We start from the raw sequence: 26231 nt of genomic DNA, 5'->3' as shown, positions 1-26231 counted from the left end.
GCCCGCCAGTCACGTGCGGCCGAAACGATTTGCCGGCCTTTTCAGCCCGAGGCGGTCTCGCAACGTCGCTCCGTTATAATCGGTCTGCGCGAGACCGCGCCGCTGCAGCTCGGGAACCACCTCGGTGCAAAATTGCGTAAGATCTTCTGGAAGCAGCGGGAACATCAGATTGAAACCGTCTGCGGCGCCCGCGGTGAACCATTCCTCGAGCTGGTCTGCGACATCGGCCGGCGTGCCGATCACCGATGGAACCGCTCCAGCATTGATGAGGCGATGAGCGACCTCGCGGATGCTCAAGCCTTGCTCGGCAAAGGCCTTCATCCTTTCGAGATTAGAGCGTTGACCGTCATAGCTCTCAAGATCGGGGAGTGAGGGCAGGGGGCCATCGATCGGAAACGCTGATACGTCGACCCCGCACCAACTCGAGACGAGATCGACCCCGATCCGCTCGGGAACGAGCGTCTGAAGGAACTCTTCCTTCTCGCGGGCTTCGCTGCGCGATGCGGCGACGACCGGGTGGATCCCCGGCAGGATCTTGAGATCGCCGGAAGCGCGACCTGCTGCCGCCAGCCTGACGTCGAAGTCGGCGCGGTATTTCAGGCCCTCCTCGATCGACCGTATGACGGCGAAATGTATATCGGCGTGGCGTGCGGCCAAGGTCTTGCCGTCGTCCGAGGATCCGGCCTGGACGATCACGGGGTGGCCTTGGGGCGGGCGCGGAACATTCAGCGGACCGCGAACCTTCAGATATTTACCCACGTGATTGATCCGGCGAATTCGCGTCACGTCGGCGAACAGGCCCGAGTCGCGATCGAGAAGGATCGCGTCATCGTCGATGCTGTCCCACAGGGCCTTGACGACATCGAGATATTCGCCGGCGCGCTCGTAGCGGTTGGCATGGTCGATGTTGCCGTCGTGGCCGAAATTCATCGCCTCTTCGGGCATCGACGACGTAACGACGTTCCAGCCGGCGCGCCCATGACTGAGGTGGTCGAGCGACGCGAACATGCGGGCAAGATTGTACGGCTCGGTATAGGAAGCCGATGCCGTGGCGAGAAGCCCGACCTGCGAGGTCACCGCCGCAAGCGCCGAGAGCAGCGTGATCGGTTCGAGGCGCGGATTGGCGTAGTGCGCGATGTTGCTTTCGAAGGTGTCCCACATGCCGACGTGATCGGCGACGAAAATCGCGTCGAGCTTGGCTGCCTCGCTGGCCGCCGCAAGGGATTGAAAATAGGGAAGATCGTAGACCTCACGCGAAGGGGCGCGGGGATGCCGCCAGGAAATTCGGTGATCGCCCTGAGGATTGAAAAAGAAGGCACTCAAAATCATGCGTTTCATGCGGCCGCCGATCCTTTCCAAGCGGCCGGCCGGCCGCCTCCTTCGAACTCTTTGTCTACCTCTCGATAGATAGCCCTTGCATTTTGTTAAAGCTCGGCGGTATCGTCTGTCAATATCTATCGGAAGATAGGCATGTCTGAATGACACTGCTCGAACCAGAGGGAGTTAGACGATGCTTGCGATGAAACCTGGATGCGAATGTTGCGATCGTGACCTCTCGCTGGAAAACGGCGAGGCATTGATTTGCACGTTCGAGTGCACGTTCTGCCGCGATTGCGCGGACAACAAGCTGAACGGCATATGCCCGAATTGCGGCGGGAATCTCGTTGAACGGCCGGTGCGCCCCGCGAAGATGTTGGATAAATACCCGGCGGCCACGGAGAGGACGTTCAAACCCGGTGGCTGTGTGGCGGCCTGATCTCGTCGCTGAGATCCGCGAAGACGTTCCGCTCGGCACGGCGGCCGGGCGGAACAGGCGTGTTGGTGCCGAGGTCTATTCGGCCTGCCGAAAAGATGACCGCAAGCCGGGAATCTGCACCGCAGCGGTTTGACGAAACGGGTTTCATATCTTAGTCCTATATCTATCGATAGATAAGCTGACGTGTCGCTTCCGAAACGGTTCGGGCGGTCGCGCGCGGTCGTCCAACCGGCAAATGGGGAAGGGTAGAGGCAATGAAGGCAATCGCGCGACTGATGATCCTTGCGCTCGCGCTCTCGATGGCGGCGCCATCGATGGCGGCCGAGCCGATCCGGATCGGATCGAAGACCGACACTGAGGGTTCGTTGCTCGGCTACGTCATTCTGTTGATGTTGGAGAAGGGCGGCTTGCCCACCGAAAGCCGCATCCCGCTCGGATCGAGCAAGCTCGTGCGTTCGGCGCTTCTGACCGGCGCGATCGACATCTACCCCGAATATACCGGCAACACGGCGTTCTTTTTCAACCAGGACAGCGATCCGGTCTGGAAGTCCGCCGACGCGGCCTACTTGCGCGCGCGGGATCTCGACGCGACGAACAAGCTCGTGTGGCTTCAGCCGGCGCCCGCCAACAACACCTGGGCGATCGCGGTACGGGCCGATGTCGCCAAGGAACAGAACCTCGCAACGCTTGACGATTTCGGTCGGTGGATCGCCGGCGGCGGAAAAATGAAGATCGCAGCTTCGTCGGAATTCACCGAAAGCGCCGGGGCGTTGCCCGCGTTCGAGAAGGCTTACGGATTCAAGATAAATAGCGACCAGGTGCTGGTTCTGTCAGGCGGTGATACCGCTGCAACCGAACAGGCGGCCGCCTCGGGTACGTCCGGCGTCAATGCCGCCATGGCGTATGGCACCGATGGGCAGCTTGCCGCGCTCGGGCTCGTCGTCATGCGTGACACCAAGAACGTGCAGCTTGTCTTCGAGCCCGCACCGCTGATCCGTAAGGAGGTGCTCGACGCCCACCCCGAGATCACCGGCCTGCTCGCCCCTGTTTTCAAGTCGCTCACGCTCGAAACGCTACAGCAGCTCAACGCGCGGATCGCGGTTGACGGCGAGGATGCGCGATCGGTCGCAAAGAGCTACCTGACCGAAAAGGGCTTCCTCCAATAGCCAGCCTCGTAAAAGCATCAAAGGACCTCCACGTCAGCATCCGAAACGGCGTTCTGTTCACAATCGTCGCCGCGGCAGTTGCGTGTGCGAGCACCGTCGGCTTTCTCGTTCACGCACCGAACCGGATCTTACCCGGCAGCGCAATGCGGCTCGCGGATGTCGCGAGCCCCGGCGCCTTGACGCTGCTTATTGCAACGAGCGTGGCGTTGCTCTCCTGCAGCCTGCTCGTGCAATCCCGGCCTGTGGCCACGATGACCGCGATCCTGCTCCTCATCGCCTTCGCCGAAATCCTCTGGGCTGCTGGGAGCGGAGCGGCGAGCCTGGCAGCGGGCAAATCGCCGGGCGCCCGCACGTCACTCAGCCTGGGCTTCTGGCTGCTTGCGAGCGCGCCGGTGCTCTGCCTGGTCGATCTCGTGCAGCAAGTCGCATTCCGCCCAGCCGCCCGCACCGTGGTGGCCCTTGCCGGCGTCGCGATCGTCGTCGGCCTCATCGCTGGAGGAGCCTTCGATAATGTCTCGGTAATGCGCGAATATCGGGCGCATGCCGACACGTTCCGCGCCGAGCTAACACGGCATGCTGTCCTGGTCGTGACTGCAGTCGCGATCGTCCTGCTTCTCGGCCTGCCGCTTGGAATCTTGGGCTTTCGTCGACGTCGATTTGGTGAACGGCTTCTCTCAGCCCTCGGCATTGTTCAAACCGTGCCGTCGATCGCGCTGTTCGGATTTCTGATTGGCCCGCTGACATCGCTGGGCCAAGCACTCCCCTGGGCAGGCGCAATCGGAATTGCAGGGATTGGCGCCACCCCCGCGGTCATCGCGCTCGTGCTTTACGGGCTGCTGCCGCTCGTGCGAAACACCATTGCGGGACTCGAGGCGGTCTCACCGGCGGTCATCGACGCGGCGCGCGGGAACGGGATGCGCGATCGGCAAATCCTGGTCATGGTGACACTTCCGCTGGCGCTGCCGGTCATCCTCTCCGGTTTGCGGATCGTATCCGTTCAGACCGTTGGCCTTGCCGTCGTCGCGGCTCTGATTGGCGCCGGCGGTCTCGGCACCTTCGTCTTTCAGGGGCTCGGTCAGAACGCGATCGACCTGGTGATGCTCGGCGTCCTGCCCACCGTCACCTTCGCGCTCGCCGTCGACGCCGTCTTCGCCCTGTTTACGTCCAAGGGGGCGCTTTTGTGATCGAGCTCGACCATATCAGTAAACTCTATGACGGCCGGCGCGTGGTCGACGACCTGAGCCTTCAGGTGGCGCAAGGGTCGGTCTGCGTGCTGATCGGCCCCTCGGGATGCGGCAAGTCGACGACGCTGCGCATGATCAACGCGCTCGTGACCGCCGACGAGGGTCGAATCCTCGTCGATGGCCAGGACGTCCGCGCCGTTGATCCGGCCGAGCTGCGCCGCAGGATCGGTTACGTCATCCAATCGGGCGGGCTCTTCCCCCATTGGAGCGTCGCAGACAACATCGCGACCGTTCCAAGGCTGCTGCGCTGGCCTGAAGCGAAGGTCAGCGCCCGCGTCGCCGAGCTCGTCCGTCTCGTCGGCCTCGATGGCATCGACACCGACCGGCGGTTTCCACACCAGCTGTCGGGTGGACAGCAGCAGCGGGTGGGCGTCGCCCGCGCGCTTGCTGCCGACCCGCCGGTGCTCTTGATGGATGAGCCTTTCGGCGCTCTGGATCCGGTGACGCGACGATCGCTGCAAGATGAATTGCACGCGATCCACGCAAGCACCGGCAAGACCATCGTCTTCGTCACGCATGACATGGACGAGGCCCTCAAGCTGGCAGATCGCGTGGTCGTCATGGACGGCGGACGGATCGTGCAGGACGGACCGCCGCATGCCATCGTCACCGATCCCGCATCCGATCTGATCCGCGGATTTGTCGGCGGCGAGGAGGCATTGTTGCGCCTGCTGGCGCGGCTGACGGTCGCCGACGCCATGCGCGCCGTGGAGACAGCCACCGACGCCGCGACAATCGGAAAAGATGAAAGCCTGTCGGTCGCGCTCTCGCGTATGCTCGTCCATGGCCGCCTGCCGCTTTCGGTGCTGGCCTCCGACGGTCAGCCGGTCGGGAGGCTGACGTTCGAGGATCTGTCTGCGGTGCTTGCGCGATGATGGATCTCACGCTCCGCCGTCTGCTGCTTCCGGCGGGCCTGCTCGCCGGCGCGCTCGCATTCCTACCGAACAGCCAATGGCTGTTCCACGCGCTATTTCCGGAGCTGGAGCGGCCGGTCTACCGCCGAGTCGCCTTTCTTGAGCTCACCGTCTCTCATATCGTCGTGGTCCTCGTCGCTACCGCACTCGCCGCGCTCATCGGAATCGGACTTGCTATCGCCGTGAGCCGACCGGCGAGCCGAAGGGTGAAGCCGCTGGTCATGGCGGTGGCCGCCATCGGCCAATCGTTCCCCCCGGTAGCAGTGCTTGCCGTCACCGTACCGCTGCTCGGATATGGCAGCGCGCCGACGGTCGTTGCCCTTTTTGCCTATGCATTGCTGCCGATTATCGTCAACACGGTCGCGGGGCTGGAAGGTGTTGATGCGGGCATCATCGAGGCCGCTGACGGGATGGGCCTGTCACCGCGGCAGCGTTTGTTCAAGGTTGAGATTCCGCTGGCGGGGCCGATCATCATCGCCGGGATCCGCACGGCGGCGATTATCAATGTCGGTACCGCCACGGTCGGCTCAACCGTCGGCGCCGCGACGCTCGGCAACCTGATCATCGAAGGGCTGAGCGCCTACAACACCGCCTATGTCCTGCAGGGCGCGATCCTTGTCGGCCTTCTCGCCATCGTCGTGGACCGCTCAATCGCCGCGGTCGGACACATCGTCGTTGCGAACGTCCTTCATCGCCGGCCGGCTTGAGCCCCATGCCGTCAGCGGCCAGGCCACGCGGCTATCAATAGGTTCGCGATCGCGGTCAGCTCATCGGCGTTGGCACCGTCTCTCGCCTGCACCGCGATGCCGTTAAATCCGGCGAAGAATAACAGGCTCAGGTCGACGATATCGGCTGAGGGTCGTAATTCTCCTTGTTCCTTCGCCGCCCGCAGCCATGTTCGAAGCAGACCCAAGCGATACGCACGATGACCACGTGCGATTTGCGATATACGATCTGTCGTCTCCTCCGCCAAGGCAGCGAGAGTAATCAGACACCCACCGGGTGTGACATCTGTTCTGATTAAATATCTGGCCGCTCTTTCCAGAACTGCGCAAACACGCTCCCGATGCGTTTGGCCGGGGGGCATGTAGCCCCAGATCCGGGCGTCGTAGGTTGCCGCATAACGATCCAAAGCCGACAGATAGAGCTCCTCCTTACTGCCGAACGCGGCGTAGAGGCTCTTCGGATCGATATCCATGGCGCTTGATAAAGCCTGAATAGACGTGGACCGGTAGCCTTTTGCCCAGAACAAGACGAGCGCCTGTTCCGAAGCTATATCCTTGGCGAATTCCCTTGGGCGGCCAGCAGTGCCCATCGATATTCCTTCAGGTTGGCGCAGCCCGGGCCGGCGCCGACGGCATCGATCGTCCACGCCGAGGCCCTTGGCAGAGCGCTATCGAAATGTGTGTCCGGTCAGGTCTTCGCTGAGCTTCCAAAGGCGTGTTGCTAGGGCGGGATCCATCGCCCAAGGTCTGACCCCGCGCGGCTCCTTGGAATCTGCCGGCAGCGGTTCCGCGATATTGCAATCCTCGCAGTAAACCCCGCCCATGCCGTCGAGCTGGTGGCTTGTGGCGCACCACACGCTCGTTGCTGCGCCCTGTTCTGGCGTTTTCAGATTGTTCGCCGGAGGACGGATCGGCTCACCATCGTCGTCGATGGCGCCCGCAGCGCGAAGCTCCGCGACGGACATATATCGCAGAAGATCGGTCAGAACTGCGCCCGGGTGAACCGAAAACGCGCGGACACCGTGCGGCTTGCCGACCTCATCCAATTTGAGGGCAAAGAGCGCATTGGCGGTCTTCGACTGGCCGTAAGCGAGCCAGCGGTCATATTCGCGCCGCTCGAAGTTCCAGTCGTCGAAATCGACGCCGCCGCGCATATGCCCCCGCGAAGAAAGCGCCACGACGCGCGCGCCGTCCGCATCGCGCAAGGCGTGCCACAGCCGTGCAGCCAGCTGGAAATGACCGAGATGATTGATGGCGAACTGGGACTCTTCACCGTGCGCGTTCCGAATGAGCGGCGGCGCCATGACGCCCGCGTTGTTGATGAGGATATGGAGGGGCTGGCCCGTTTGCAGAAAGCGATCGGCAAAGGCGTCCACCGAGGCGGGATCTGCCAGGTCGAGCGACTCTTGCATCAGGTTTGGGAAAGGCCGTAGCGCCTCACGAGCCTTTGCCTGATCGCGCGCAGGCACGATGACCCGCGCCCCGGCGAGCGCGAGCGTGCGGGCCGTCACGAGCCCGATGCCGGAGTACCCACCGGTCACGATCGCGACCTTTCCGGTTAGGTCGATGCCTTGAATGACGTCTTCGGCTGTCGTCGATGCGTTAAAGCCAGACGCGATGGGAGATTGGGGTGTATTCATGCGGGGGTCTCCACTTGCAATATTTCGCTGTGTGCCCCGCAAGCCGCTGCTTGGAGGGACGATTGAATTTGGCGGCCTATCTGTCGTCGATGCTCGCGCCGCCGTGGCTATGGTGGCGGGAACTCAAATGAGTTCTGCCAGGTGCTCCCGCCCGTCTGTAGGGCGGAAGTAGGACGGCTTCCGATCAGAGAAACGGGATCGAAGATTCGCGCTGTTCCTTCGGTGTGTGATCGTCGACAAACCATTTGAGGCAGAGCCACGGCCTTTCATCGAGGTATTGCGCGGCCTCCTTCGCAGCCTCGTCGCCATGTTCGCCCCGGACGTACTCTATCCAATCGGCCTTCCAGGCCTCGACGTCTGCGCGCAACGTGTCGTAATTCGGTCGCTGCGGGATCTCGCTCTGGGGTTCGGCGGATTCTGCTTCAATCGAAGGGTCCTGCACCATCCCTCCTCAACCGGAGCAGCAGCAGCCCGTGTCTGATGCTGGACATCACCGCCAATCCTGCTCCTGCGCGTCCACGGAAAATTCCAAGATGCGCTCCGCCAGCACCTCCGGCTGGTCTTCCGGCGAGAAATGTCCCGCGTTCATGATCCGCAGGAGCCGTCCGTTTTCGAGCGCGGCGGCCAGCCTTTCTCCGTACGAGATCGGCTGAAAGACGTCCTGCTCGCCCCAAAGGACAAGCGCTGGAAGCTTCAGTGCTTCAACCTCCGCCATTCGGGTGGCGAGCTCATCGGTGCGCAGCGCGCGCGCCGCCCTCAGATAGGCGCGCCGCCCTTCAACGCCGGCGAACGGCGTCTCGTACATCGCGATCAATTCCGGCGTGACGCGATCAGCATGGACCGTTCCGGCTTCGAAGCTTTTCCGAAGGCCTTTTTTCAGATCGAAATCTGGCGCTGCGAGAATGGTATCCCAGACGGGGTCTTTGAGCCGCGCGAGTGGTCCGACGGGAAAGGAATCGTAGGCGATCGTGTCGACGAGCACCAGACGATCCAACAGAGGAGGGCGGTCGACGGCGACGAGCTGCGCGATCCCGCCGCCGATATCGTGGCCGACAAGCGCGCCGCGGTTCCAGCCGATGGTCTCGAGCAGTTCTCCGATCAGACTTGCTTGCGCGGCGATGCCGAGATCGGTGTCGTCAGGCTGATCCGATTGTCCATAACCGAGGAGGTCGATTGCAGTGACCTCACATCCACGCGCTGCAAGGAGGGGCACGACGTGGCGCCACAGAAGCCGCGAGGTCGGTATCCCATGGAGAAGCGCGACAGGATAACCCTTGCCCACCTGCGTGAAGGCGATCCGCTTTCCCCTGATCTGTAAGGAATTGGTGACTTCCAGCTCGGCAACCATGACCTCGCCCCTTCATCCGGCTCGGGAAAAACAGCGCCGGAGCGGAGACTGGCAGTACACCAATCTTCACTCCGACCGACGTTATGCGGTGTGCGAGACCGGGGCCTCATCGTTCACTGTTGCCGCCTTCTTTGATCCGAAGCGCTGCACCAGCACGTAAAATGCCGGCGTGAAGAGAAGGCCGAAGATCGTCACCCCGAGCATCCCGAAGAAGACCGCGGTTCCGAGCGATTGGCGCATCTCGGCACCAGCGCCAGTCGCGGTCGCAAGCGGCAGAACACCGAGGATGAAGGCGAAGGACGTCATCAGGATCGGCCGAAGGCGTGTCTTTGCTGCGCCGACCGCTGCCTGTTCGGGCGTCTCGCCCCGGTGCTCTTCCTGCCGAGCGAACTCGACGATCAGGATTGCGTTCTTCGCTGCGAGACCGACCAGCACGACAAACCCGATCTGCGCAAGGATGTCGATCGGCATGCCACGCAGTTGCAGGCCGGCGGCTGCCGTAAGAAGGCACATCGGCAGGATGAGCACGATCGACAGCGGCGTTTTCCAGCTTTCGTACTGCGCGGCAAGCACGAGGAAGACGAACAAGGCGGCTGCTGCGAAGACGAGGATCGTCGGCGTGCCCTGCTGCTTCTCCTGATGGGAGAGCTCGGTCCATTCGAACCCGACACCCTCCGGAAGCACTTGCTTTGCCAGTTCTTCCATTCGTGTCATTGCCGTGCCGGAGGAAATGCCCGCTCCAGCCGCGCCCATGATCTCTGCCGCCGGGTAGAGGTTGTGGCGCGGAACGCGGTAAGGCGAGGTCTCGTTGCGGAAAGTGGCGACCGAACCGATCGGCACCATTTCACCGGCGGCATTGCGGGCCTTCAGGCGCGCGACGTCGTCCGGCGTGCCGCGGAATTGCCCATCGGCCTGCGCGATTACCTGGAAGGTGCGGCCGAGGTAGTTGAAGTCGTTCACGTACTGCGAACCGATATAGAGCTGCAGCGTCGAGAACACGTCGGTCGGCGTGAGGCCAACTTTCTCGGCCTTCAATCGGTCGATGTCGGCAAACAAGGACGGCGAGCCCGCATTATAGAGGGTAAAGACGCCACCGAAAGCCGGGTCCTTGTTGGCCGCCGCGACGAGATCGTTAGCTGCCTTGGCAAGCGCTTGTGCTCCAAGTCCACCGCGATCTTCGAGCATCAGCTTGAAGCCGCCAGCCGAGCCGAGGCCTTGTACGGGCGGCGGCATGACCGCAATGACGTAGGCATCCTTCACAACCGCGAGCTTCTCGCGCAAAATCTTGAGCATGGCGGCAGCATTCACGCCAGGAATGTTCTTTCCGTAGAGCGAAGGCAACGCGACGAAGATCGTGCCGGCATTGGGTGCGACAGTGTTGGTGGTGACGTCGAAACCGGTCACTGGCGACGTATGCTCAATACCCTTGATGCTGAGAGCGATATCGTTCACCTGCCGAACAACTTCATCCGTACGAGCAAGGCTCGACCCTGGTGGAAGCTGAATAACAGTTACCAGATACCCGATATCCTGCTCGGGGATGAAGCCCGTCGGCATGCGCGACATCTGAAAGCCGGTGAAGCCAATCAGAGCGACATAGACGAGGCCGATGATCGCGGTGACGCGGACAAACCGCGCCGTCATCTTGCCGTAGGAGGACGACAGCCACTCAAAACCATGGTTGAAGCGTCCGAAAACGGCATGCAGGATTCGTCCGAGACCACGCGGCTTGGCGTGCTCGCCAGTCGGATGCGGCTTGAGCAGGACGGCGCACAAAGCGGGGCTCAGGGTCAGCGAGACAAAGCACGAGATCACGGTCGAGGCCGAGATCGTGATTGCGAACTGCTTGAAGAAGAGACCGCCGATTCCCGAAATGAAGGCTGCCGGAACGAAGACCGCGCAGAGCGTCAGGGCGATCGCGATCAGCGCGGTCGAGACGTCCGTCATGGTCTGGTGCGCGGCTTCGCGCGGCGACATGCCTGCTTGCATGTTTCGCTCGACATTCTCGACCACGACGATCGCGTCGTCGACTACGATGCCGACCGCAAGGACAAGGCCGAACAGTGACAGGTTGTTGATCGAAACTCCGAACATCGCGAGGATCGTGAAGGTGCCGATGAGCGAAATCGGGATCGCCAAGACGGGGATGATCGTCGCGCGCCAGTTTTGCAGGAAGACGAACACCACGATTACGACGAGGACGATTGCTTCGAAAATCGTATGCACGACTTCATCGATCGACTGGCTGACGAACGTCGTTGGGTCATAAATGTTGATATAATCGAGGCCGGGCGGGAAGCTTTTCTTCAGCTCTTCCATCTTGTCCCAGACAGCTTTCTCGACCTGGACAACGTTGGCGCCGGGCTGTGCAATCACCCAAAACGGAGACGAGTCGTAGCGGTCGGCATAGGCTTTCGAGCCGTAATCCGCCGCGCCAAGCTCGACGCGAGCGATGTCGCGGATCCGTGTCACCCGGCCTTGTGCGTCCGACTTGACGATAACATCGCCGAACTGTTCGGGCGTCGTCAGACGGCCGAGCGCCTCGACGCTGATCTGATAGGCTCCCGGGTTCGGCACAGGCGGCGCGTTCAGGGTTCCGGCCGAAACCTGGGCGTTCTGGGCACGAAGCGCGCTCAAGATCTCGTTGGCGGTGATGTTCGACGCAGCAGCCTTGTCGGGATCGACCCAGATCCGCATGGCGTACTGGCGCTCTCCAAGGTTCCAGAGGTCGGCGACGCCCGGCAGACGCGAGATCTCGTCTTTGACGTGAAGGATGAAGTAGTTCGAGATGTATTCGGCACTGCGCGAGCCGTCGGGCGAATAGGGATGCACGCCGAGCAGAAGTGCCGGGATGGTCTTTTTCACCTGAACACCCTGCAACTGCACTTCCTGGGGAAGGCGCGACAGCGTGTCCTGGACCCGGTTTCGGGTCAGCATCAAGGCAGTGTTCGGATCGGTGCCGACCTTGAAGATTACGGTAATGGTCAACAGCCCATTCCCTGTCGATTGGCTGGTGATGTAGTCCATGCTCTCGACGCCGTTGACCGCCTGTTCAAGCGGCGTGGCGACGGTGCGTGCAACGGTTTCGCCAGAGGCGCCGGGATATGCCGTCGTGATCTGGACCGTCGGCGGAACGATGTTGGGATATTGCGCGACCGGAAGCGATGTCAGCATCGCCAGACCGATCAGCACGAAGAAGATGTTGATCACCGTTGCGAAGCGGGGATGATCGATGAAGAAATGCGCGAGCTTCATGGTTCGACTCAGCCTAGGTTTTGAATAGACGCGGCTTGAGCGGGTTCAACCACGGGCGACACCGCGTGAATTTCAAACCGTAACTATCTATCGATAGATTGCTGGATAATTAGAGGGACGGGCGGAGGCGTGTCAATCATCTATCTATCGATAGGGCCGTGATTCCCCGTGCTTTTCCTCTCGTTCAACCTTCGAGACGGAGGAGCGTGGCAGCGTTCATCCGTCTTGGAGGGGCTCGGAACGAGGCCGAGACTATCTTTGCCGATGCAGCCCCATATCGGCTGCATAGCGGCCTCATTCGGTGGCAGTCTTGTTCATCGCGACCTTGGCAGATTCGACCTGAGGGTCGACAACCGAGCCCGGACGCGCCATTGGAATGCCACCCACGATGACCTTGTCGGTGGCCGTCAGGCCAGAGCGGACAACACGCAGGCCGTTGCGCAGGTCACCGAGCTCGACCGGCTTCGGAACGACCACATTCTTGTCGCCGACGGTCAGGACAATATGCGACGACTGGTCGGCAAGGACGGAGGCATCAGGCACGAGGAGCGCCGGAGCCGGAGCGGTCAGGCCGATGCGAACGCGGGCAAACTGTCCGGGTGCCAGGAAGAGATCGGGGTTCTTGAACGTCGCGCGGGCGTGGATCGTACCGCTCGAGCGGTTGACCGCGTTGTCGAGGAAGTTCAGTGAGCCCTGAAGGCCATAGTCGGTTTCATCGCTCAGCGATGCTTCGACCTTGTTGTCGAGCGAGCCGCTCTGCTTCTGGCGCTGCCGCTGGAACGTCAGGTAATCCTGCTCGCTCATATCGAAGTCGAGATAGATCGGGTCGAGCGAGACGAGCGTTGCAAGCAAGGTCGTCGGGCTGGCCGCAGCGCGACTGCCGGCGATCAGGCCGCCATTTGAGACCTGCCGAGCACCGATGCGGCCGGTGAAGGGCGCCGTCACCTTCGTATATTCGAGATCAAGCTGAGCGTTGCGGATCTGTGACTGTGCGTCGTCGATCGCGGCCTGCGCGGCCTGCTGCTCGGAAACGCGCTGATCGAGGATTTCGCGGGTCGAATTGCCGGTCTTGAGGAGCGCCTGCACCCGATCCAGCTGGTTCGTTGCGAGGTTATACCGTGCCTTGGCGGTTTCGAGCGCCGCATTGGCCTGGGCGAGCTTAATCTCGTACGGGCGGGGATCGATGACGAAGAGAAGATCGCCCTTATGGACGATCTGACCGTCCTCGAAATGGATTTCGGAGAGCGTGCCGCCAACCTGGGCGCGCAGCTCAACCTTGTTGACGGCCGAGAACTGGCCAATCGCTCCAAGGCGCGTATCGACATCGCGCTGCACCGGGTTGCTGATGGTGACCGCCGGAAGCGGCGCGGCAGGCGCAACCGAAGCCTGCGAGGTCTCCTGGCTGAAGTAGGCAAAGCCGCCCACGCCGCCAGCGACGATCGCGGTGAAGAGGGGGAGCTGCCAGCGCAACCCCTTGTGGCTACGTGCTTTATTGGAAACGGCGGTGTCGACCGGGGATCTCATAACAAAGTCGCTCATGACGGGTTTTCCTTCTGGTTTGAGAGATATTTCGAAAGGGTCTTTATTTTTGGAGTAACTGCTCCTATAATCACCAATATGGCGAAAGCCAAAACACGTCAAGCGAATTTTGGAGTGAAAGTACCAAAAATGTTAGAGACACAAAAACGCGGCCGCGGTCGGCCGTCCACATTCGACCGCCCATCGGTGTTGCGCGAGGCCATGAAGCTGTTTTGGGAGAACGGCTACGAGGGTACGACCTTCGAGGAGCTCATCTCCAAGATGAGCATCAGCCCGTCGACGTTCTATAATTCGTTCGGCAGCAAGGAGCGCCTTTACCGGGAGGCGACCGAGAACTTCATGGATTCCGCCCAGACGTGGATCCAGGGGGCGCTGTCGGAAGACGGAGCGACGACGCGGCAAGCCTTTACCCACCTCCTTGAATCGGCCGCCGAGCAGTTCACGCGCGAGGACCTGCCACGCGGATGTATGGTTTCGCTGTCGGGCACGCACCAGGCGCCCGATCTCACGCCAATCCGTGACATGATGGTCGGGTATCGGGCGGCTTCTGAGGTCTACCTCGCCGATCGAATCCGAAAGGGGATCAAGGAGGGCGATATGCCCGAAACCGTCGACGCCGACGGACTTGCCGCCTTGATCCACGCCATCATTCGCGGAATGGCCGTTCAGGCTCGCGATGGCGCAAGCCGCGAAAAACTTGAGACCATCGCCCGGATCGCGATGGAGTCCTGGCCTGAAACAAGCAAGTTGGCGGCCTGACATGATCTCCGAGCTGGATCGCGCGCGGCGGACGTCGCGTGCGGCGTTCGCCCAGCCTGTGCGCCGAGAATCGAAGGCGTTTCAGGATTGATCGTCCGAGAGACGAAGAATGACGGTCGTGCCTATCAAGATGGACGGGAGCGGCCGTGCGACATGGCGAGGGCCGTCCTTTCCAAGCCGGGATCGGCGCTGGCAGCAGCCCTGAAACCCAGCCTGACTGGTGTTGCCGCTAGGCGTTTGGCACGCACGGCGGTTCGGTGCGTCCTGAGCCAAACAGGTAGGCGCCGATCGCAGCGAGCTGAATAACAACCGACGCGACGAAAATGACCTCGTCCGACCAAAGCTCGCGGAAGAGACCGAACACGGCCGGCGCAATGGCGTAAGCGCCTTGGGAAATAGCGACGATCAAGGCCACGGCCCGCGCAGCATCTTCCTTTGAAAATTCGAGATTGGCGATCACCGGCGGAACGGAGATGGCGTTGCCGACCCCGAGGCCGAAGAATATGACGCCGAGGACGAGAAGGGCAGGGCTGCTTCCATCTGCGAGGAGCAGCACGCCGCATCCTAGCGCCTGTGCGACGAGGCTGTACGAAGCGATGGCGCGCCAGTTCGAGGTATCCGATGCACGCCAGCCGACGGCAAGACGGCCAACGACTGCAGCAACACCGGACGCGCCGGCTGCGAGCCCCGCGCCTTGCCTTCCGAGCGCCGGCGCCAGCACCGAGACGAGGTGTGCGACGAGCCCGGTTTGCGCGAACAGGGCCAAGGTCATTCCGATGCAAAGTGTGAGAAAAGCGCGATCGTAGAAGAGGCGACGGGGTACGGACGCGGTGACCTGCTCCCCAGACGCGCCGACGGTAGAAACAGAAGCGATCGGCGGAGCGCCGTCAGGCTCCTGGTGGAGGCTTTCCGGTGTTCGCGTCAGCACGAAGATTGCCAGCATGCCAAGCGTGACGAGCATTACCACGCAGACCACGAGTGCGGCCGCCGGGAAGCCGATCGTATCGATCAGGGCGACCCAGAACGGTGAGAAGATCACGCCTCCGACGCTGCCGCCATTGAACGCGACACCCAGCGCCAGGGGGCGTTTGGCGGCAAACCACGGCGAGACGATGGCATTAACGGCAACTGCGCCGAGAGCGGACCATCCGATGCCCGATAGGAACGCGGCTGCGTAGAGCTGCCATGGCGTGTTGGCGACGGCCCAGCCGAGGACTCCCGCCGCCATGACCACGCCGCCGGTGAAGGTGACGATCGGCAGTCCGAAGCGCCGACACAGGCGAGGCATGTTCGGGATGAGAACGAGGCCGACAAGGAAATGCAGAGTGACGGCGCCTGAGATGAGCGCGATCGGCCAGCCTCGCGATTGGTGCACGACCTCAAGATAGACGGGTGGGCCATAAAAGCCGGTGCCCCAGCCAAATACAGCAACAGTAAAAGCTGCGACGACAACCTTCCAGCCGAAGAAGCGGGGTTCGGCGCTGGTCGTGTCGATCACGTCCTCCATCAAGGCTTTGGTCACGTTGGGGTTGCGATTGGCCACGACGATATCTCCTACGCGCCTTTACCCACGCTTCGGGGGCCGCCCAAGCGGCCCCCGACCAGCGCGGTCAATAAACGGTGTTGCCGTTCTTGGAGGTGGCCGGGACGGGAGCGAAGACGTCCCAATGCTCGACAAGCTTGCCGTTCTCGACGCGGAACATGTCGATGCCGACATCGCCGTTCTCGCTGACCAGGCCGGTCCAGTACGCGTGGACGGCTACCAGGTCACCGTCGGCCAGAACGTGCCTGATATCGCCTTTGGCATTGGGGAATGCGGTCAGGAAGCCGTTGATGAAGGCCCGCAGTCCTTGGACGCCATCCTCGGCGGCGGCGGTGTGCTGGATGTAGGTGTCGCCGACATAGCGAGCGATCGCACCGTCGACGTCACCGTCGAAATGCGCTTCCTTATAGAAGGCCAGGACCGTCTTCTTGTTCTGTTCGGTAAGGCTCTCAGTTGTCATGGTGTTATTCCAATCGTGCGTTGCCGCCGGCGTTGGCCGTTGCGGATGAATTCTTGTTGCAGGGAGGCGAAGGCAGCACCCGACTGCCGGCACAAGGGCTCGACTCGTGGCTGACGTTGCGTTCTATTCAGCACGCGGCGCAGTGCGAGGGGGAATTGCAATGCGCCGCGTGAAGAACGCCCCCCGGTGTTGCGACGGGAGACGTTTGGCGCAGTCCGCGGCCACTATTCGGTGACGGGCGGGATCTGCGCGTCGAACTTGTTCTGCTGGACGATGTAGATTTCGCACGCCTGCTTGGAGACGCACGACGTCGTATGAGCCTGCTTGCCACGCTGATACCAGTACGACCCCGGTCCAAGCTTCTGCGGCTTCTGCCCCGGCTGATAGTTTTCCAGCTGCCCTTTAATGACGACTGCATAATAGTCGTAGGTGTGGCTGTGAAGCTTGCTTACAAAACCCGGATCGAACCGGAAAAAGGCGCCGTGAGCACCCTTGGTCGCATCTCCCCAGACGTTGGAGAACTTGATGCCGGTCTTGGGATTAACACCCCTCGCACCTGTGTCATTAAACGAGAACTCGCTGGCCGGCTTGGTGACGGATTCGCCGCCGTAGGCCGGAGGATACGATGAGTCCTGCGCCTGTGCGGCGGTCGCGAATGCGAGCGCTGCCAAAGCGGCGACCGTGACGAACTTTTTCATGGTATTTCTCCTGGGGGTTTGTGCTGGCAATGACAGTCCGGTGTCAGGCCGCCTTCGCGAGGGCGTTGATGAACTTCGCGGCAAGTTCGTGGTCCGACATCGGGTTCTGGGCGGTGATCAGCTCACGATCGACAACGACGAACGAGGTGAAGTTGTCGGCGTTGACGACCTCGGCGCCGGCCGCCTCGAGGGCGTCGGGCATGTTGAAGATCAGCTTCTTGTGGAAGACGTTATCTTCGGCATATTCCTCTTCGCTGCGCGAGAAGACGGTCATCCGATAGCCGGCATACTGCCAGCCCTTGCCCAGTTCACGCGCCTTCACCTCGTTGCCCTCGATCAAAGCCGCGCGGAATTCGCGCGCCTTGTCGAGCGCCGCCAGGACGCTGATCGGGCCGTGGCAGATCGCGGCGGTTGGCTTCTTGGCGCCGTGGAAGTAGCGCAGCACTTCACCGGCGTCGGGATCTTGCATGACATCGACGATCGGCGCGTGACCGCCAGGGAAGAACACACCTGCGAACCGTTCGAGCCCAGCATCAATCACAGAGCGGATCGTGCGGACGTCGTTCATCGACGGATTGTTGTTGAAGAAGTCGCGAGCCTTCGTCCGGGCGGCGTCGTCCTGGGCGAAGTAGATCAGTGCATCGGAATCTTTGTCCATATGCGGCTTCTCGCCAGTCGGGGTGGCGAGGACGAAATCATAGCCGGCGACGACGAGCGCCATCAGCGGAACAGCGGTTTCATTGAGGAATTGGCCGATCGTGATCGTGCCGCCGCCTTTTGCTTCAAGCTCGGTCGCGTTCGAACCGATGACGAGGATGGTACCCTTGCTCATTTGAATCTCCAGTGGTCGATAAATTGGTGGTGCTTGCTTGCGGATGGTGCTGGAAGGGCGCGCAACTCAAGTCTCAGGAGCGCGCCAAATCGGATGTCGCTTGGTCCGCGGCAGCCCGCGGACGCTTGACCGGATCTCAGGCTTTCGCCTTGGCGGCTTCGGCCATGCGGCGGACGGTCTCTTCGGTGGTCCAAACCGCGCCGGCCATGAACCGCCAATTGATCATGGCGGCGTCGAGACCCGAGCCTTCCTCGTTCGCAGCGGCGGCGACGGCATCGCGCACCATCACGGTTTCGAAGCCGTCGCGGATGAGGTTGCGCATGTGGTCTTCGAGGCAGAGGTTGGCGACCGGGCCGGCCATGATGACCGTCTCGATCTTTCGGCGGCGCAGAAGGTAGGCGAGGTCGTTGGTCGGCGCATAGGTGACGTGGCGCGACACGATGGTGGTGTTCTCGTCCTCCATATATGCGCGGAAGCGGTCGGGAACGTCGGCGCCGCCGCCAGGTACGTCGTCCGTATGAAGCGGGCTCTTACGGGCTACAACCCCGCCAAGAAGCGCGAGGTCTTCCATGGGGCTGAGCTGCGTCTTGCCCTTGTGGTCGTGCGGGAAGAAGTAATGCGGTGACATGAATACCGGATAGCCGTGTTCTTTGGCGGCCTTCAGCAAGGTCTCAAGGTTGGCATTCACATTGTTCTTCTTCATCAACTCCTCGATCATGACGAAGTATTTGCCGCCGTCCGTGAGGAAGTCGTTCTGGATATCGACCAGCACGAGCGCGGTCCGGTCACCGCTGATCTCCATGTTGACCTTGTGTTCGAACAGCATTTGAAAGCTCCTTGAAATTTCGGGCGCGTTTGCGCGGTGTCGGTCCTCTGAATAGGCTTTCACTACCTATCGATAGATAGCTAGATGAGGAAAATTTCGGAGTCAAGCTCTATCTATCGATAGACCAGCTAGGATAAAGCTCAAGCTTCCAGCACTGTCGGCTCCTGGCCCGCGCCCTGCGATGGCAGTTTCCCTTTGGCTATCGATAGATAGAGGGGTTTTCGAGGCGGCTGCCAGTGGATTTTAGTGAGTGATTGTGCGGCACTCGGCCCCAAATGAATTTTTTGAGACAGGGGCCGCGGGCTCGGACCTGTAGTGCTCGAACCGCCGAAGGGCGCGTCGCCCTGTGCGTTGGTGGAGCTTTCGCTCCATACGCGGCCAGCGGCCAATCAGATCTACGCCGTGCGCTTTCGGTTTCCCGAGGACGAGACCAACGCAAAGCTCCTCGCTGAGGCCAAACAGCGCGCCGCCAATCCCAATCTGGCGAGCCTGAACATTGCCAGTGCAAACAGCAATTACGGCTACAAGGGATCGTCCGCGAACAAACCGGTCACTGTCTTCGACGACGGCACGAAGACCTGGTTCCGCTTCGAGGGCGAGACCCTGCCATCTACATCGTCGACGCCGATCGCAACGAAAGTCTCGTAAATTTCCGCACCGAGGGACCCTACGTCATCGTCGACAAGGTCTCACCGCAGTGGACGCTGCGCAATGGCCAGGAATCGACCTGCATTTTCAATCGCCGGCTCACCAACGTTCACGAGCCAAACGGGCTCGAGCCCTACGCACCGCAGCGCGTCGGCCTGGCCGCCAACGGGGGAGGGTGACGGGCGATGCCAACGCCTGATGACTATCGCTCATTCGAACTCGAGGCCTCGGCCGTCACCTCCGTGGCGCGCGGGAACACCACCGTTGGCCGGTTCCTGAAATTCGGCATCCCGCTCGGCGCGGTTCTGGTCGCTGGATGGATGATCTACAATTCGACCAAGCCCCGGCCGACGAGTATGACCACGCCGGACAAGGAGGAATTCACGACCACCCAGTTCCCGGCGCCGTCGTTGTCCACGCCGCGGCCGCAGACCGACCAGGGGACGATCGTCATTCCAGAAGCGCCCGAGGTCCCGCCTGCTCCACCCGTGCCCAGGGACGATCCAGCCGCCGGCGCCTCCCGAACCACCGTTGGCGGTCGCCCCGCCCAATGATGACGAGGCGCGGCGGCTCGCTGAGCTTGAGCGCCAACGGCAGGAAGAAGAGGAGCGGCGCAAATGGGAGCGGTTACGTGCACCGCGGGTGATTACCGATAATGCTGCGGCGAGCTCTGGATCGGTAAACCCGGATGCCAACGCATCGTCGAATTCCGGGTAGCCGGACGACGATCCGAGCCGGCGCTTCCTCGCCTCGGTATCGGCCGCGGGCGTCGACATCGCGCGTGCCACCAAAAATCCTCGCATCGACGCGCTCGTCGCCCAGGGAACGATGAGGCGCGCGTGACAGTCGAGATGCTGCTGCAAGCTTCGCTACGGCTCCGGCCCGACCGGATCTTCCTCGGCGAAATTCGGGGCTCGGAAGCATATTCCTTCCTCCGGGCGATCAACACCGGCCATCCCGGAAGCATCACCACGATCCACGCCGATAGCCCGACTGGCGCCTTCGAGCAGCTCGCGTTGATGGTGATGCAGGCCGGCCTTGGACTGAAACGCGAGGAGATCGTCGCCTACATCAAGTCCGTCCTGCCGATCGTCGTCCAGCAAACCAAGATCGGCGGCTGGCGAGGAACCTCGGTGATCCACTTTTCGCGGATGGCCGAATGGCGGGCAGAGCGGCACGGGAGGAGGGGCGACGATGACGCGGGTCGTCGCGTTTAGGCTCGCGATCGCGCTGATTGGCGTCGTCGCATTCTAGCTTCTGTGGAGCCTCGCGTACGAGGTCGTCGTCGGTTTGCGCTGGGCGCCGGCCCGCTTCCCGAGCGAAGGCGCCAGCCGTTAGGCCTTGCTTCGCGTACAGAACGCCGATCGTTCGGCAGGCTTCCTCCTGGTCGCGTGGCATCATTTCTACGAACGAGTTCTCTATGCGCCGACACGGGTCGAGGCGCTTGTCCGTGCCGGCTATGCTGCGGGGGGGCGTGCTGTCGCTCGGGATCGAGGGCGCGATCTTCCAAATCGTGAATCGGCAGCAGATGCCTTACGGCGCCGCCCGGTTCGGAACCCTGCTGGAAGCCTCCAAACAGGGTTTGACGAAGAAGAAGGGAATCACTCTCGGCACGTTGAATGGAGCGACGATCCGGTCGGATGAACCGGCGCACATCCTCGTCGTCGGCCCTTCACGTTCGGGTAAAGGCACCGGCTTCGTTCTTCCCAACGGATATCTTTGGCAGGGGTCGGCGGTCTGCTTCGATCCGAAGCGGGAGAACCTTGATGCGTTAGCCAACCATCGGCGGGCCATGGGCAACAAAGTCTTCATGTTCTCGCCCGGTTCGCCCGACACCGCTACAATCCGCTCGACTTCGTGCGGCGCGACGAGCGCATGGCGACCGACTGTCTGGTAGTCGCATCATTCGTTATTCCGGAAAATGCCGACGACACCTGGGCCGGCACGGGTCGGCTGCTGCTCTCATCCCTGATCGGTTACGTGCTGGCATCGCCGCTGACGAAGGGCGCCGAGCACATGCGCACGGTCGCGCGCATGACGACGACGGCAAGGATATCTCGACGGTTCTAAGGGCGATCGTGAAGACAGAACGCCAACATCTGCCGACTTGGGTCGTCGACAGCTTCAATCAATACATCGCACTCGAGCCCGAGACGAGAAACAGCGCGGTGTTCAACGTTAGCATGGCCATGAGCCTGTGGAACAACGGGCTCATTTCAGCGGCGACGGAGACATCCGATTTCGACATTCGCAAGCTTCGCCGCACTCCCATGACCATCTTCATCGGCTGTACGATCGCCGAGCTCTCGATCTTCCGGCCGCTGATCCGCATCCTCTCCATCAGCAGATCCACGATCTGCTGATGGAGAGGATCCCTGGCGCCGACGAGCCGCACTCATGCTCGACGAGTTCTACCATGTCGGCCGGATGGATTCGCTGATCTCGAAGATCACTATTTCGGCTGGCTACGGGTTCCGGATGGCGATCGTGATGCAGGACATCGCACAGCTCGACGAGCTTTACGGCCGGAGCACGCGCATCACGACAGTCTCGGGATCGCAGATCAAGCTCTTCATCCAGATCAACGACCTCGACACGTCCGAGTTCGTCTCTGAGATGCTTGGCGAGACCACCCAGGTCTATAGGACACCGGTTATGCGGCCGGGGCAGGGGATCTTCGCGCCACGCGTCTGGACGCCGCCCTACACGCCCCGGCCACTGCGCAGTCCGCTCGAGTTGCGCGAGATGTCGGCGCGGCTGTCGATCCTGATGGTGAAAAACTCACCATCGTTCGAATTGACCAAGATCCGTCATTACCTCGATAAGCCCTACCGGGCGCTGTACGAGGCCGCGAAGGGGTCACCGCCTGCTTTGCCAAGGCGGAAGGAATGGCAGGACGAGGCTTTATCGGGCGCGATCGCGCCAAGGGCCGAACCCGAGCTGGCCGAGGCCGAGGAAGCCGTTTCGGCCAAGCCCGAGCCCGACAAGGACAGTCCGGCGCCGCGGCGACCGCGCAAGTCGTCCGTCCGGCTAAAGCAAGAGGCGCCAACGCCGCCCGAGCAGCGGGTTTCGACACCGGCCCCTCTCGAGCTTCCTGCGCGTCCGACGGCAACACGTCCGCGTACAAAGACGCTATCGCTCGGTGCGGCGCCGACCGCGCCTCCCGGCGAGAATTGCGACGTTCGCGAAATTCTAGCGGCCGCCGCCGACGGTCAGGATGAGGATTTTGCATCGATGTTGACGGTGCTTCGAGCGGACGCCGGCCCAAGGTGCGGGCGGCCGCAGACACGCTGCAATCGCTCAATCGTTCCTTCGGTGAACACTCAGAACCGGAGTGAGCGTCTTCGCTTTGCAGTCTTCACTTCGCACGCGCTACCGTATATCGATCGATCGGTAGAGAGCCGGCTACGGCCAGATGAATTGCGCGTGACAGCGGAGCTTTTGTGATCGGCTGACTGGTAGAAGGGAAAGTTTCGGCTTCGATGCGTTCGCGTATAGAAAAGGTTTTTCATCTTGCGGAGGCGTCGAACCTCCCGTCCATTCTTGTGCACGGCCTGATGAGCACGAAGCGCCTGCTTGGGTTGGCGTGTATTCCGGAAGCAGATCATGCCGATCGCCTTCGCTCACACCGTTCGGAGAGCGAGCATCTTTCGAGCTCGGTGCTGATCCGAGATCAGAAGCCGATGCCTCCATCCGCGCTCGAGCGAGCGCTCGAAGACGGTCTGACGCCGGGTGACTGGTATGCACTTCTCAACGACTTCGTTTTCTTCTGGCTCGATGAGAGTCGGATGGAGCGCCAGCGCCACGCATGCGGTGACCGCCCACAGGTTCTGTTGACGTTCGACGCGCCTGCGCTGCTCGAAAGGTTTGGCACCGACGCTTTTGTGTCGCCGATCAATAGCGGCAATGCCCGCCGAAAACCGGCACGGCGTGGATTGAGCACGTTGATGCCATACGACACATGGCTTGCGAACGGATGGTCTTCCGGAACACGTTATCGCCCGCCGGCCGAACTCCTGTTTCGGGGCACGATCCCCGTCCAGCCGCCTTACCTCGTTGAGATGCGCGAGATGTAAAGGCGGGTGAAGGCTCACGTCGATCGAGGATCGCCGGCTGCGGAGCACCTGTGCGATCAGGCGCGGCTGACTTCGGCATAATATTGCGGGCTTTCACGTCGATCGAACATGCCGTAGTCGCGCACGATGCGCACGACGCGATGCCTGACCGAGCCAACGCTCACGAGAGGGCTAACGTCGAACGCCTCTGCCGACCCACGGTCACGCCAGGAGGTGAGGAGCGCCAGTTTACCTTCATTGTAGATGCTGGCGAAGGTATCCTGGTCGAGCAGAGCAGAGCGGTATCGATCGAGCGCCAGGACGTCCGTCAGGTTCTGAGGGACAGGGCCACCATGGGGCGAGATCTCGGTAAGCGCGGCGAACTTGGCATCGCCGATCTCCGTCTCATCCAATCGCTGCTCGACGAGCTGCAATCCCTGCGGAGGTGTCGAATCGGAGACGATCTCGCCCACACGCAGATGATACTCCTGGAAAACTTCATCACGGCCGCGCTGCTGCGTTTCATGATGCTTTGCGATCGTGCGCCAGCGCACGACGGACTTCTCGTCGCGCCAGGTCGAATGCGAGAGGATCCAGCCCGGCCTCGACTTGCTCTCAAACCGCTCGTTGTCGATGAAACCCTCGATCCCCTCGAGAATCGGCTTCAGCTCTTTGGCAAGCGCAAGGTAGTGCTCGAATTCACTCGGCTTAGGATGGACCTCGAAGATGACAGAGAACATTTTGCTCCACCCATTTGCTTTGAGCTTCGGCTGAGAACAGACCTCGCGGTGCTGATGGATGGCGCTCGGCCATTCCTCTGTCAGACGGAAGCGCTCGGTATTCGAATGCCGATCGATTCAGTTAGCATAACGTTCTATCGATAGATAGATTAAAGTTATTGTTTTTCGCCGATCAAAGCCCTACCTATCGAGAGATAGTCAACGGAGCAGACCCTCATGAGTGATCTCGCTGCCGCCATCATGGACGCCGCTGAGCGGCGGATGCGAAGAGGCGGCTTCAATGGTTTCAGTTTTCGCGAGATCGCCGCCGACGTCGGCGTGAAGAGCTCCAGCGTGCACTACCACTTCCCGACTAAGGGAGACCTCGCTGCAGCGGTCATCAAGCGCTATACCGCAGAGAATGCGGAGATGTTCGAACGCGAATTTGCTAAGGAAGCCAATCCCGTCAAGGTCTTTGTGAAGGCATTTCGTGTCACCATTCACTCCCAGGATCGGATGTGCCCATGTGCCGTGCTTGGAGGGTCGTCACAGGATCTGCCTCCCGAGGTCGCCGCAGAAGTGAAGCACTTCTTCAAGATGTGTCACGACAAGCTTGTGGAGCGCGGGCTGCCATCGGATGAGGCGTCACAGCTGCTTTCTACGATCACAGGCGCACAGGTGGTCGCCAACGCGATGAACGACTTGAGCATCTACGACAGCGCCACGCGAGAGTTCATCAAAACCATGAAGCCCGCTCCGGTGAGCACCGCAGCGCGGCGCGCCAAGTAAGCTCGCCGACTTTTCGAACGCTAGACCTCTAGGAACCCTGACGCGAATGATTCGCGTCGATGAGAGGGTTGCGGGATATTCTTCTGGCTAATCGCGCGAAAGCGGTCTATCTATCGATAGACAGGAGAGTTTCGTGAGCGGAACAGCCGAACGTTTGATGGACCTCGCCGAGGCCCATATCCGAGATCGCGGGTATGGTGGCTTCAGTTTCCGTGATCTCGCAGCTGAGGTCGGCATCAAGAGCGCGAGCGTCCATCATCATTTTCCGACGAAGGCGAAGATGGCGGCGGCCGTGGCCAACCGCTATGCAAAGCGATTCCTTGCAGTTGTCGAAGCCAAGCCTGGCGAGAGCCCGGAGGATGCGATCAGCACCTATCGTGCGGCGGTCAGAATGACGATTGAGCGCGACGGGCGCATGTGCCTCTGCGGCATCCTCGGTGCAGAGGCGGGCGCTCTGGCCCCGGAAGTGACCTCTGAGGTGCAATCATTCTTCCGTCGCTGTATCGAGGATCTTGCGCGCCGCGTCGGCGGCCCTGACGCGACCGCGCAAGCTCACCACATCATCGCCACACTCGAAGGCGCGATGATCCTCGCCCGCGCCTACGGCGACATCGGTGCGTTCGACCAGGCCACGTCCGCATTAATCTCGTCGGCAACGAAGCAGACGTCATAAACGCACGAACCTGTGCCCTCCTCCGATCAACGCTTAGTTGCGGGTTGACAGAGGTGCTTACGAATCTACCTATCTATCGATGGGTAGATCAGCGCATCCCTCCTACGACCGAGTCCTTCTGGAATAGCCTGTCGTTACGAGCCGAGGGTCCGCTTCTCGCTCTGTCAACGAGAAACTGCGGCGTCATCGACGGCCATTTCCAAACTCTTCTCGAGGCTTGTCGCAGGGGGAGGGACGACGCAAAAGATGACAGAGCACCTCGCCAAGACGTGGGATTTCATCGAACGCATGGAACAGGCGCAAGACGCGGCGGGCGTCCAGGAATGCCTTCTCGAGCTCGCACACTTGTTCGGCTTTACCGCGGTTTTCGGCGGCGTCGTTCCTGGGCCGCAAACGGCGCCAGCCGAGATCTCATCAAGTATCTTGGTCCAGCGGCTGCTGAACGAATGGAAGCGGCGCTACAACGGCAGGGGTTATGTTTTCCGCGACCCGATCGTTCAGCAGCTCCAATCGGCGCTACACCGTTCAGCTGGGATGACGCCTACGCCCGCTCCTCCGATTTGAGTGCCGTACGGCTGATCCGAGGTGAGGCGGCTGAGTTTGGCCTCGTGCACGGCCACGTCGTACCTGTTCCGACGCTTG

At 61.5% G+C, this 26231-nt stretch carries 27 protein-coding genes and 3 pseudogenes; 17 read left to right on the top strand and 13 right to left on the bottom strand.

The window, feature by feature from the left end:
- Positions 1–9: 9 nt before the first annotated feature.
- Positions 10–1338, bottom strand: a complete 1329-nt coding sequence (locus ACTJKX_RS23945) for an LLM class flavin-dependent oxidoreductase (RefSeq protein ID WP_092720026.1) — start codon at positions 1336–1338, stop codon at positions 10–12.
- Positions 1339–1510: 172 nt separating this feature from the next.
- Here ACTJKX_RS23945 and ACTJKX_RS23940 point away from each other — a divergent pair, with 172 nt between their 5' ends.
- The 5 genes from ACTJKX_RS23940 (at position 1511) to ACTJKX_RS23920 (ending at position 5787) form a co-directional block, all read left to right on the top strand.
- Positions 1511–1756, top strand: coding sequence for a DUF1272 domain-containing protein (locus ACTJKX_RS23940; RefSeq protein ID WP_440726750.1), 246 nt, complete (start codon positions 1511–1513; stop codon positions 1754–1756).
- 254 nt (positions 1757–2010) lie between these two features.
- Positions 2011–2922: a glycine betaine ABC transporter substrate-binding protein OsmF gene (gene osmF, locus ACTJKX_RS23935; RefSeq protein ID WP_440726749.1), complete on the top strand. Its 912-nt coding sequence runs from the start codon at positions 2011–2013 to the stop codon at positions 2920–2922.
- 176 nt (positions 2923–3098) lie between these two features.
- Positions 3099–4106 carry an ABC transporter permease gene (locus ACTJKX_RS23930; RefSeq protein ID WP_440726748.1) on the top strand — a complete coding sequence of 336 codons (1008 nt, stop codon included), beginning with the start codon at positions 3099–3101 and terminating at the stop codon, positions 4104–4106.
- A complete protein-coding gene (locus ACTJKX_RS23925) occupies positions 4103–5041 on the top strand; it encodes an ABC transporter ATP-binding protein (protein ID WP_440726747.1) in 939 nt (312 codons plus the stop codon). Before ACTJKX_RS23930 ends, ACTJKX_RS23925 begins: the two co-directional genes overlap by 4 nt.
- Positions 5038–5787, top strand: a complete 750-nt coding sequence (locus tag ACTJKX_RS23920) for an ABC transporter permease (RefSeq protein ID WP_440726746.1) — start codon at positions 5038–5040, stop codon at positions 5785–5787. The genes ACTJKX_RS23925 and ACTJKX_RS23920 overlap by 4 nt, the downstream gene beginning before the upstream one ends.
- Before the next feature lie 11 nt (positions 5788–5798).
- Here the strand turns inward: ACTJKX_RS23920 and ACTJKX_RS23915 are convergent, their stop codons facing one another.
- The 6 genes from ACTJKX_RS23915 to ACTJKX_RS23890 form a co-directional block, all read right to left on the bottom strand.
- Complete coding sequence (locus tag ACTJKX_RS23915; protein WP_440726745.1) at positions 5799–6395, bottom strand: TetR/AcrR family transcriptional regulator; 597 nt, start codon at positions 6393–6395, stop codon at positions 5799–5801.
- A 78-nt stretch (positions 6396–6473) separates the two neighbouring features.
- On the bottom strand, positions 6474–7445 hold the full coding sequence (locus ACTJKX_RS23910; protein ID WP_440726744.1) for an oxidoreductase: 972 nt from the start codon (positions 7443–7445) through the stop codon (positions 6474–6476).
- Positions 7446–7629: 184 nt separating this feature from the next.
- On the bottom strand, positions 7630–7890 hold the full coding sequence (locus tag ACTJKX_RS23905) for a hypothetical protein (RefSeq protein ID WP_440726743.1): 261 nt from the start codon (positions 7888–7890) through the stop codon (positions 7630–7632).
- Positions 7891–7935: 45 nt separating this feature from the next.
- Entirely contained in the window at positions 7936–8793 is an 858-nt protein-coding gene (locus ACTJKX_RS23900; RefSeq protein ID WP_440726742.1) for an alpha/beta fold hydrolase, read from the bottom strand.
- Positions 8794–8874: 81 nt separating this feature from the next.
- The gene (locus ACTJKX_RS23895; RefSeq protein WP_440726741.1) at positions 8875–12048 is read right to left on the bottom strand and encodes an efflux RND transporter permease subunit; all 3174 of its coding nucleotides are present in this window, start codon (positions 12046–12048) and stop codon (positions 8875–8877) included.
- A 294-nt stretch (positions 12049–12342) separates the two neighbouring features.
- The gene (locus ACTJKX_RS23890) at positions 12343–13587 is read right to left on the bottom strand and encodes an efflux RND transporter periplasmic adaptor subunit (protein WP_440726740.1); all 1245 of its coding nucleotides are present in this window, start codon (positions 13585–13587) and stop codon (positions 12343–12345) included.
- 78 nt (positions 13588–13665) lie between these two features.
- Between ACTJKX_RS23890 and ACTJKX_RS23885 the strand changes: the two genes are divergently transcribed.
- The gene (locus ACTJKX_RS23885; RefSeq protein ID WP_440726739.1) at positions 13666–14346 is read left to right on the top strand and encodes a TetR/AcrR family transcriptional regulator; all 681 of its coding nucleotides are present in this window, start codon (positions 13666–13668) and stop codon (positions 14344–14346) included.
- A 229-nt stretch (positions 14347–14575) separates the two neighbouring features.
- Here the strand turns inward: ACTJKX_RS23885 and ACTJKX_RS23880 are convergent, their stop codons facing one another.
- The 5 genes from ACTJKX_RS23880 to ACTJKX_RS23860 all read right to left on the bottom strand — a co-directional run bounded on the left by ACTJKX_RS23880 (position 14576) and on the right by ACTJKX_RS23860 (position 18681).
- Entirely contained in the window at positions 14576–15889 is a 1314-nt protein-coding gene (locus ACTJKX_RS23880) for an MFS transporter (RefSeq protein ID WP_440726738.1), read from the bottom strand.
- A 67-nt stretch (positions 15890–15956) separates the two neighbouring features.
- Entirely contained in the window at positions 15957–16349 is a 393-nt protein-coding gene (locus ACTJKX_RS23875) for a nuclear transport factor 2 family protein (protein WP_440726737.1), read from the bottom strand.
- A gap of 224 nt (positions 16350–16573) precedes the next feature.
- Entirely contained in the window at positions 16574–17047 is a 474-nt protein-coding gene (locus ACTJKX_RS23870; protein WP_168598291.1) for a cupin domain-containing protein, read from the bottom strand.
- A 43-nt stretch (positions 17048–17090) separates the two neighbouring features.
- Positions 17091–17879 carry a type 1 glutamine amidotransferase domain-containing protein gene (locus ACTJKX_RS23865; protein ID WP_440726736.1) on the bottom strand — a complete coding sequence of 263 codons (789 nt, stop codon included), beginning with the start codon at positions 17877–17879 and terminating at the stop codon, positions 17091–17093.
- Positions 17880–18015: 136 nt separating this feature from the next.
- Positions 18016–18681 carry a cysteine hydrolase family protein gene (locus ACTJKX_RS23860; protein WP_440726735.1) on the bottom strand — a complete coding sequence of 222 codons (666 nt, stop codon included), beginning with the start codon at positions 18679–18681 and terminating at the stop codon, positions 18016–18018.
- A gap of 339 nt (positions 18682–19020) precedes the next feature.
- Between ACTJKX_RS23860 and ACTJKX_RS23855 the strand changes: the two are divergent.
- The 7 genes and pseudogenes from ACTJKX_RS23855 (at position 19021) to ACTJKX_RS23825 (ending at position 23429) form a co-directional block, all read left to right on the top strand.
- Positions 19021–19532: pseudogene (locus tag ACTJKX_RS23855) on the top strand (TrbG/VirB9 family P-type conjugative transfer protein).
- 6 nt (positions 19533–19538) lie between these two features.
- Entirely contained in the window at positions 19539–19907 is a 369-nt protein-coding gene (locus ACTJKX_RS23850) for a hypothetical protein (RefSeq protein ID WP_440726734.1), read from the top strand.
- Between the two features lie 297 nt (positions 19908–20204).
- On the top strand, positions 20205–20570 hold the full coding sequence (locus tag ACTJKX_RS23845; protein ID WP_440726733.1) for an ATPase, T2SS/T4P/T4SS family: 366 nt from the start codon (positions 20205–20207) through the stop codon (positions 20568–20570).
- Positions 20571–20773: 203 nt separating this feature from the next.
- A pseudogene (locus tag ACTJKX_RS23840) lies at positions 20774–21423 on the top strand (type IV secretory system conjugative DNA transfer family protein).
- Positions 21424–21431: 8 nt separating this feature from the next.
- A complete protein-coding gene (locus ACTJKX_RS23835) occupies positions 21432–21716 on the top strand; it encodes a type IV secretory system conjugative DNA transfer family protein (RefSeq protein ID WP_440726732.1) in 285 nt (94 codons plus the stop codon).
- 34 nt (positions 21717–21750) lie between these two features.
- Positions 21751–22800 carry a TraM recognition domain-containing protein gene (locus ACTJKX_RS23830; protein WP_440726731.1) on the top strand — a complete coding sequence of 350 codons (1050 nt, stop codon included), beginning with the start codon at positions 21751–21753 and terminating at the stop codon, positions 22798–22800.
- A gap of 35 nt (positions 22801–22835) precedes the next feature.
- Complete coding sequence (locus ACTJKX_RS23825; protein WP_440726730.1) at positions 22836–23429, top strand: DUF7002 family protein; 594 nt, start codon at positions 22836–22838, stop codon at positions 23427–23429.
- A 56-nt stretch (positions 23430–23485) separates the two neighbouring features.
- Here the strand turns inward: ACTJKX_RS23825 and ACTJKX_RS23820 are convergent, their stop codons facing one another.
- Positions 23486–24148 (bottom strand): antibiotic biosynthesis monooxygenase family protein, encoded by a 663-nt coding sequence (locus tag ACTJKX_RS23820; RefSeq protein ID WP_440726729.1) that lies wholly within the window; start codon positions 24146–24148, stop codon positions 23486–23488.
- A gap of 216 nt (positions 24149–24364) precedes the next feature.
- On the opposite strand from ACTJKX_RS23820, the gene ACTJKX_RS23815 reads away from it, so the two are divergent.
- The 4 genes and pseudogenes from ACTJKX_RS23815 to ACTJKX_RS23800 form a co-directional block, all read left to right on the top strand.
- Positions 24365–24916, top strand: a complete 552-nt coding sequence (locus tag ACTJKX_RS23815) for a TetR/AcrR family transcriptional regulator (RefSeq protein ID WP_440726728.1) — start codon at positions 24365–24367, stop codon at positions 24914–24916.
- Between the two features lie 133 nt (positions 24917–25049).
- Positions 25050–25589: a TetR/AcrR family transcriptional regulator gene (locus tag ACTJKX_RS23810; protein ID WP_440726727.1), complete on the top strand. Its 540-nt coding sequence runs from the start codon at positions 25050–25052 to the stop codon at positions 25587–25589.
- A gap of 246 nt (positions 25590–25835) precedes the next feature.
- Positions 25836–26153: an autoinducer binding domain-containing protein gene (locus ACTJKX_RS23805; protein ID WP_440726804.1), complete on the top strand. Its 318-nt coding sequence runs from the start codon at positions 25836–25838 to the stop codon at positions 26151–26153.
- A pseudogene (locus ACTJKX_RS23800) lies at positions 26150–26230 on the top strand (helix-turn-helix transcriptional regulator); the annotation flags it as partial. The gene ACTJKX_RS23805 and the pseudogene ACTJKX_RS23800, both read left to right, overlap by 4 nt.
- Between the last annotated feature and the right edge of the window lies 1 nt (position 26231).

Source organism: Labrys sp. 22185, assembly GCF_052045555.1.
Taxonomy (GTDB): Bacteria; Pseudomonadota; Alphaproteobacteria; order Rhizobiales; family Labraceae; genus Labrys; species Labrys neptuniae.
Note: the sequence above shows the minus strand (reverse complement) of the source record. Positions and strands in the feature narration are given on the sequence as shown.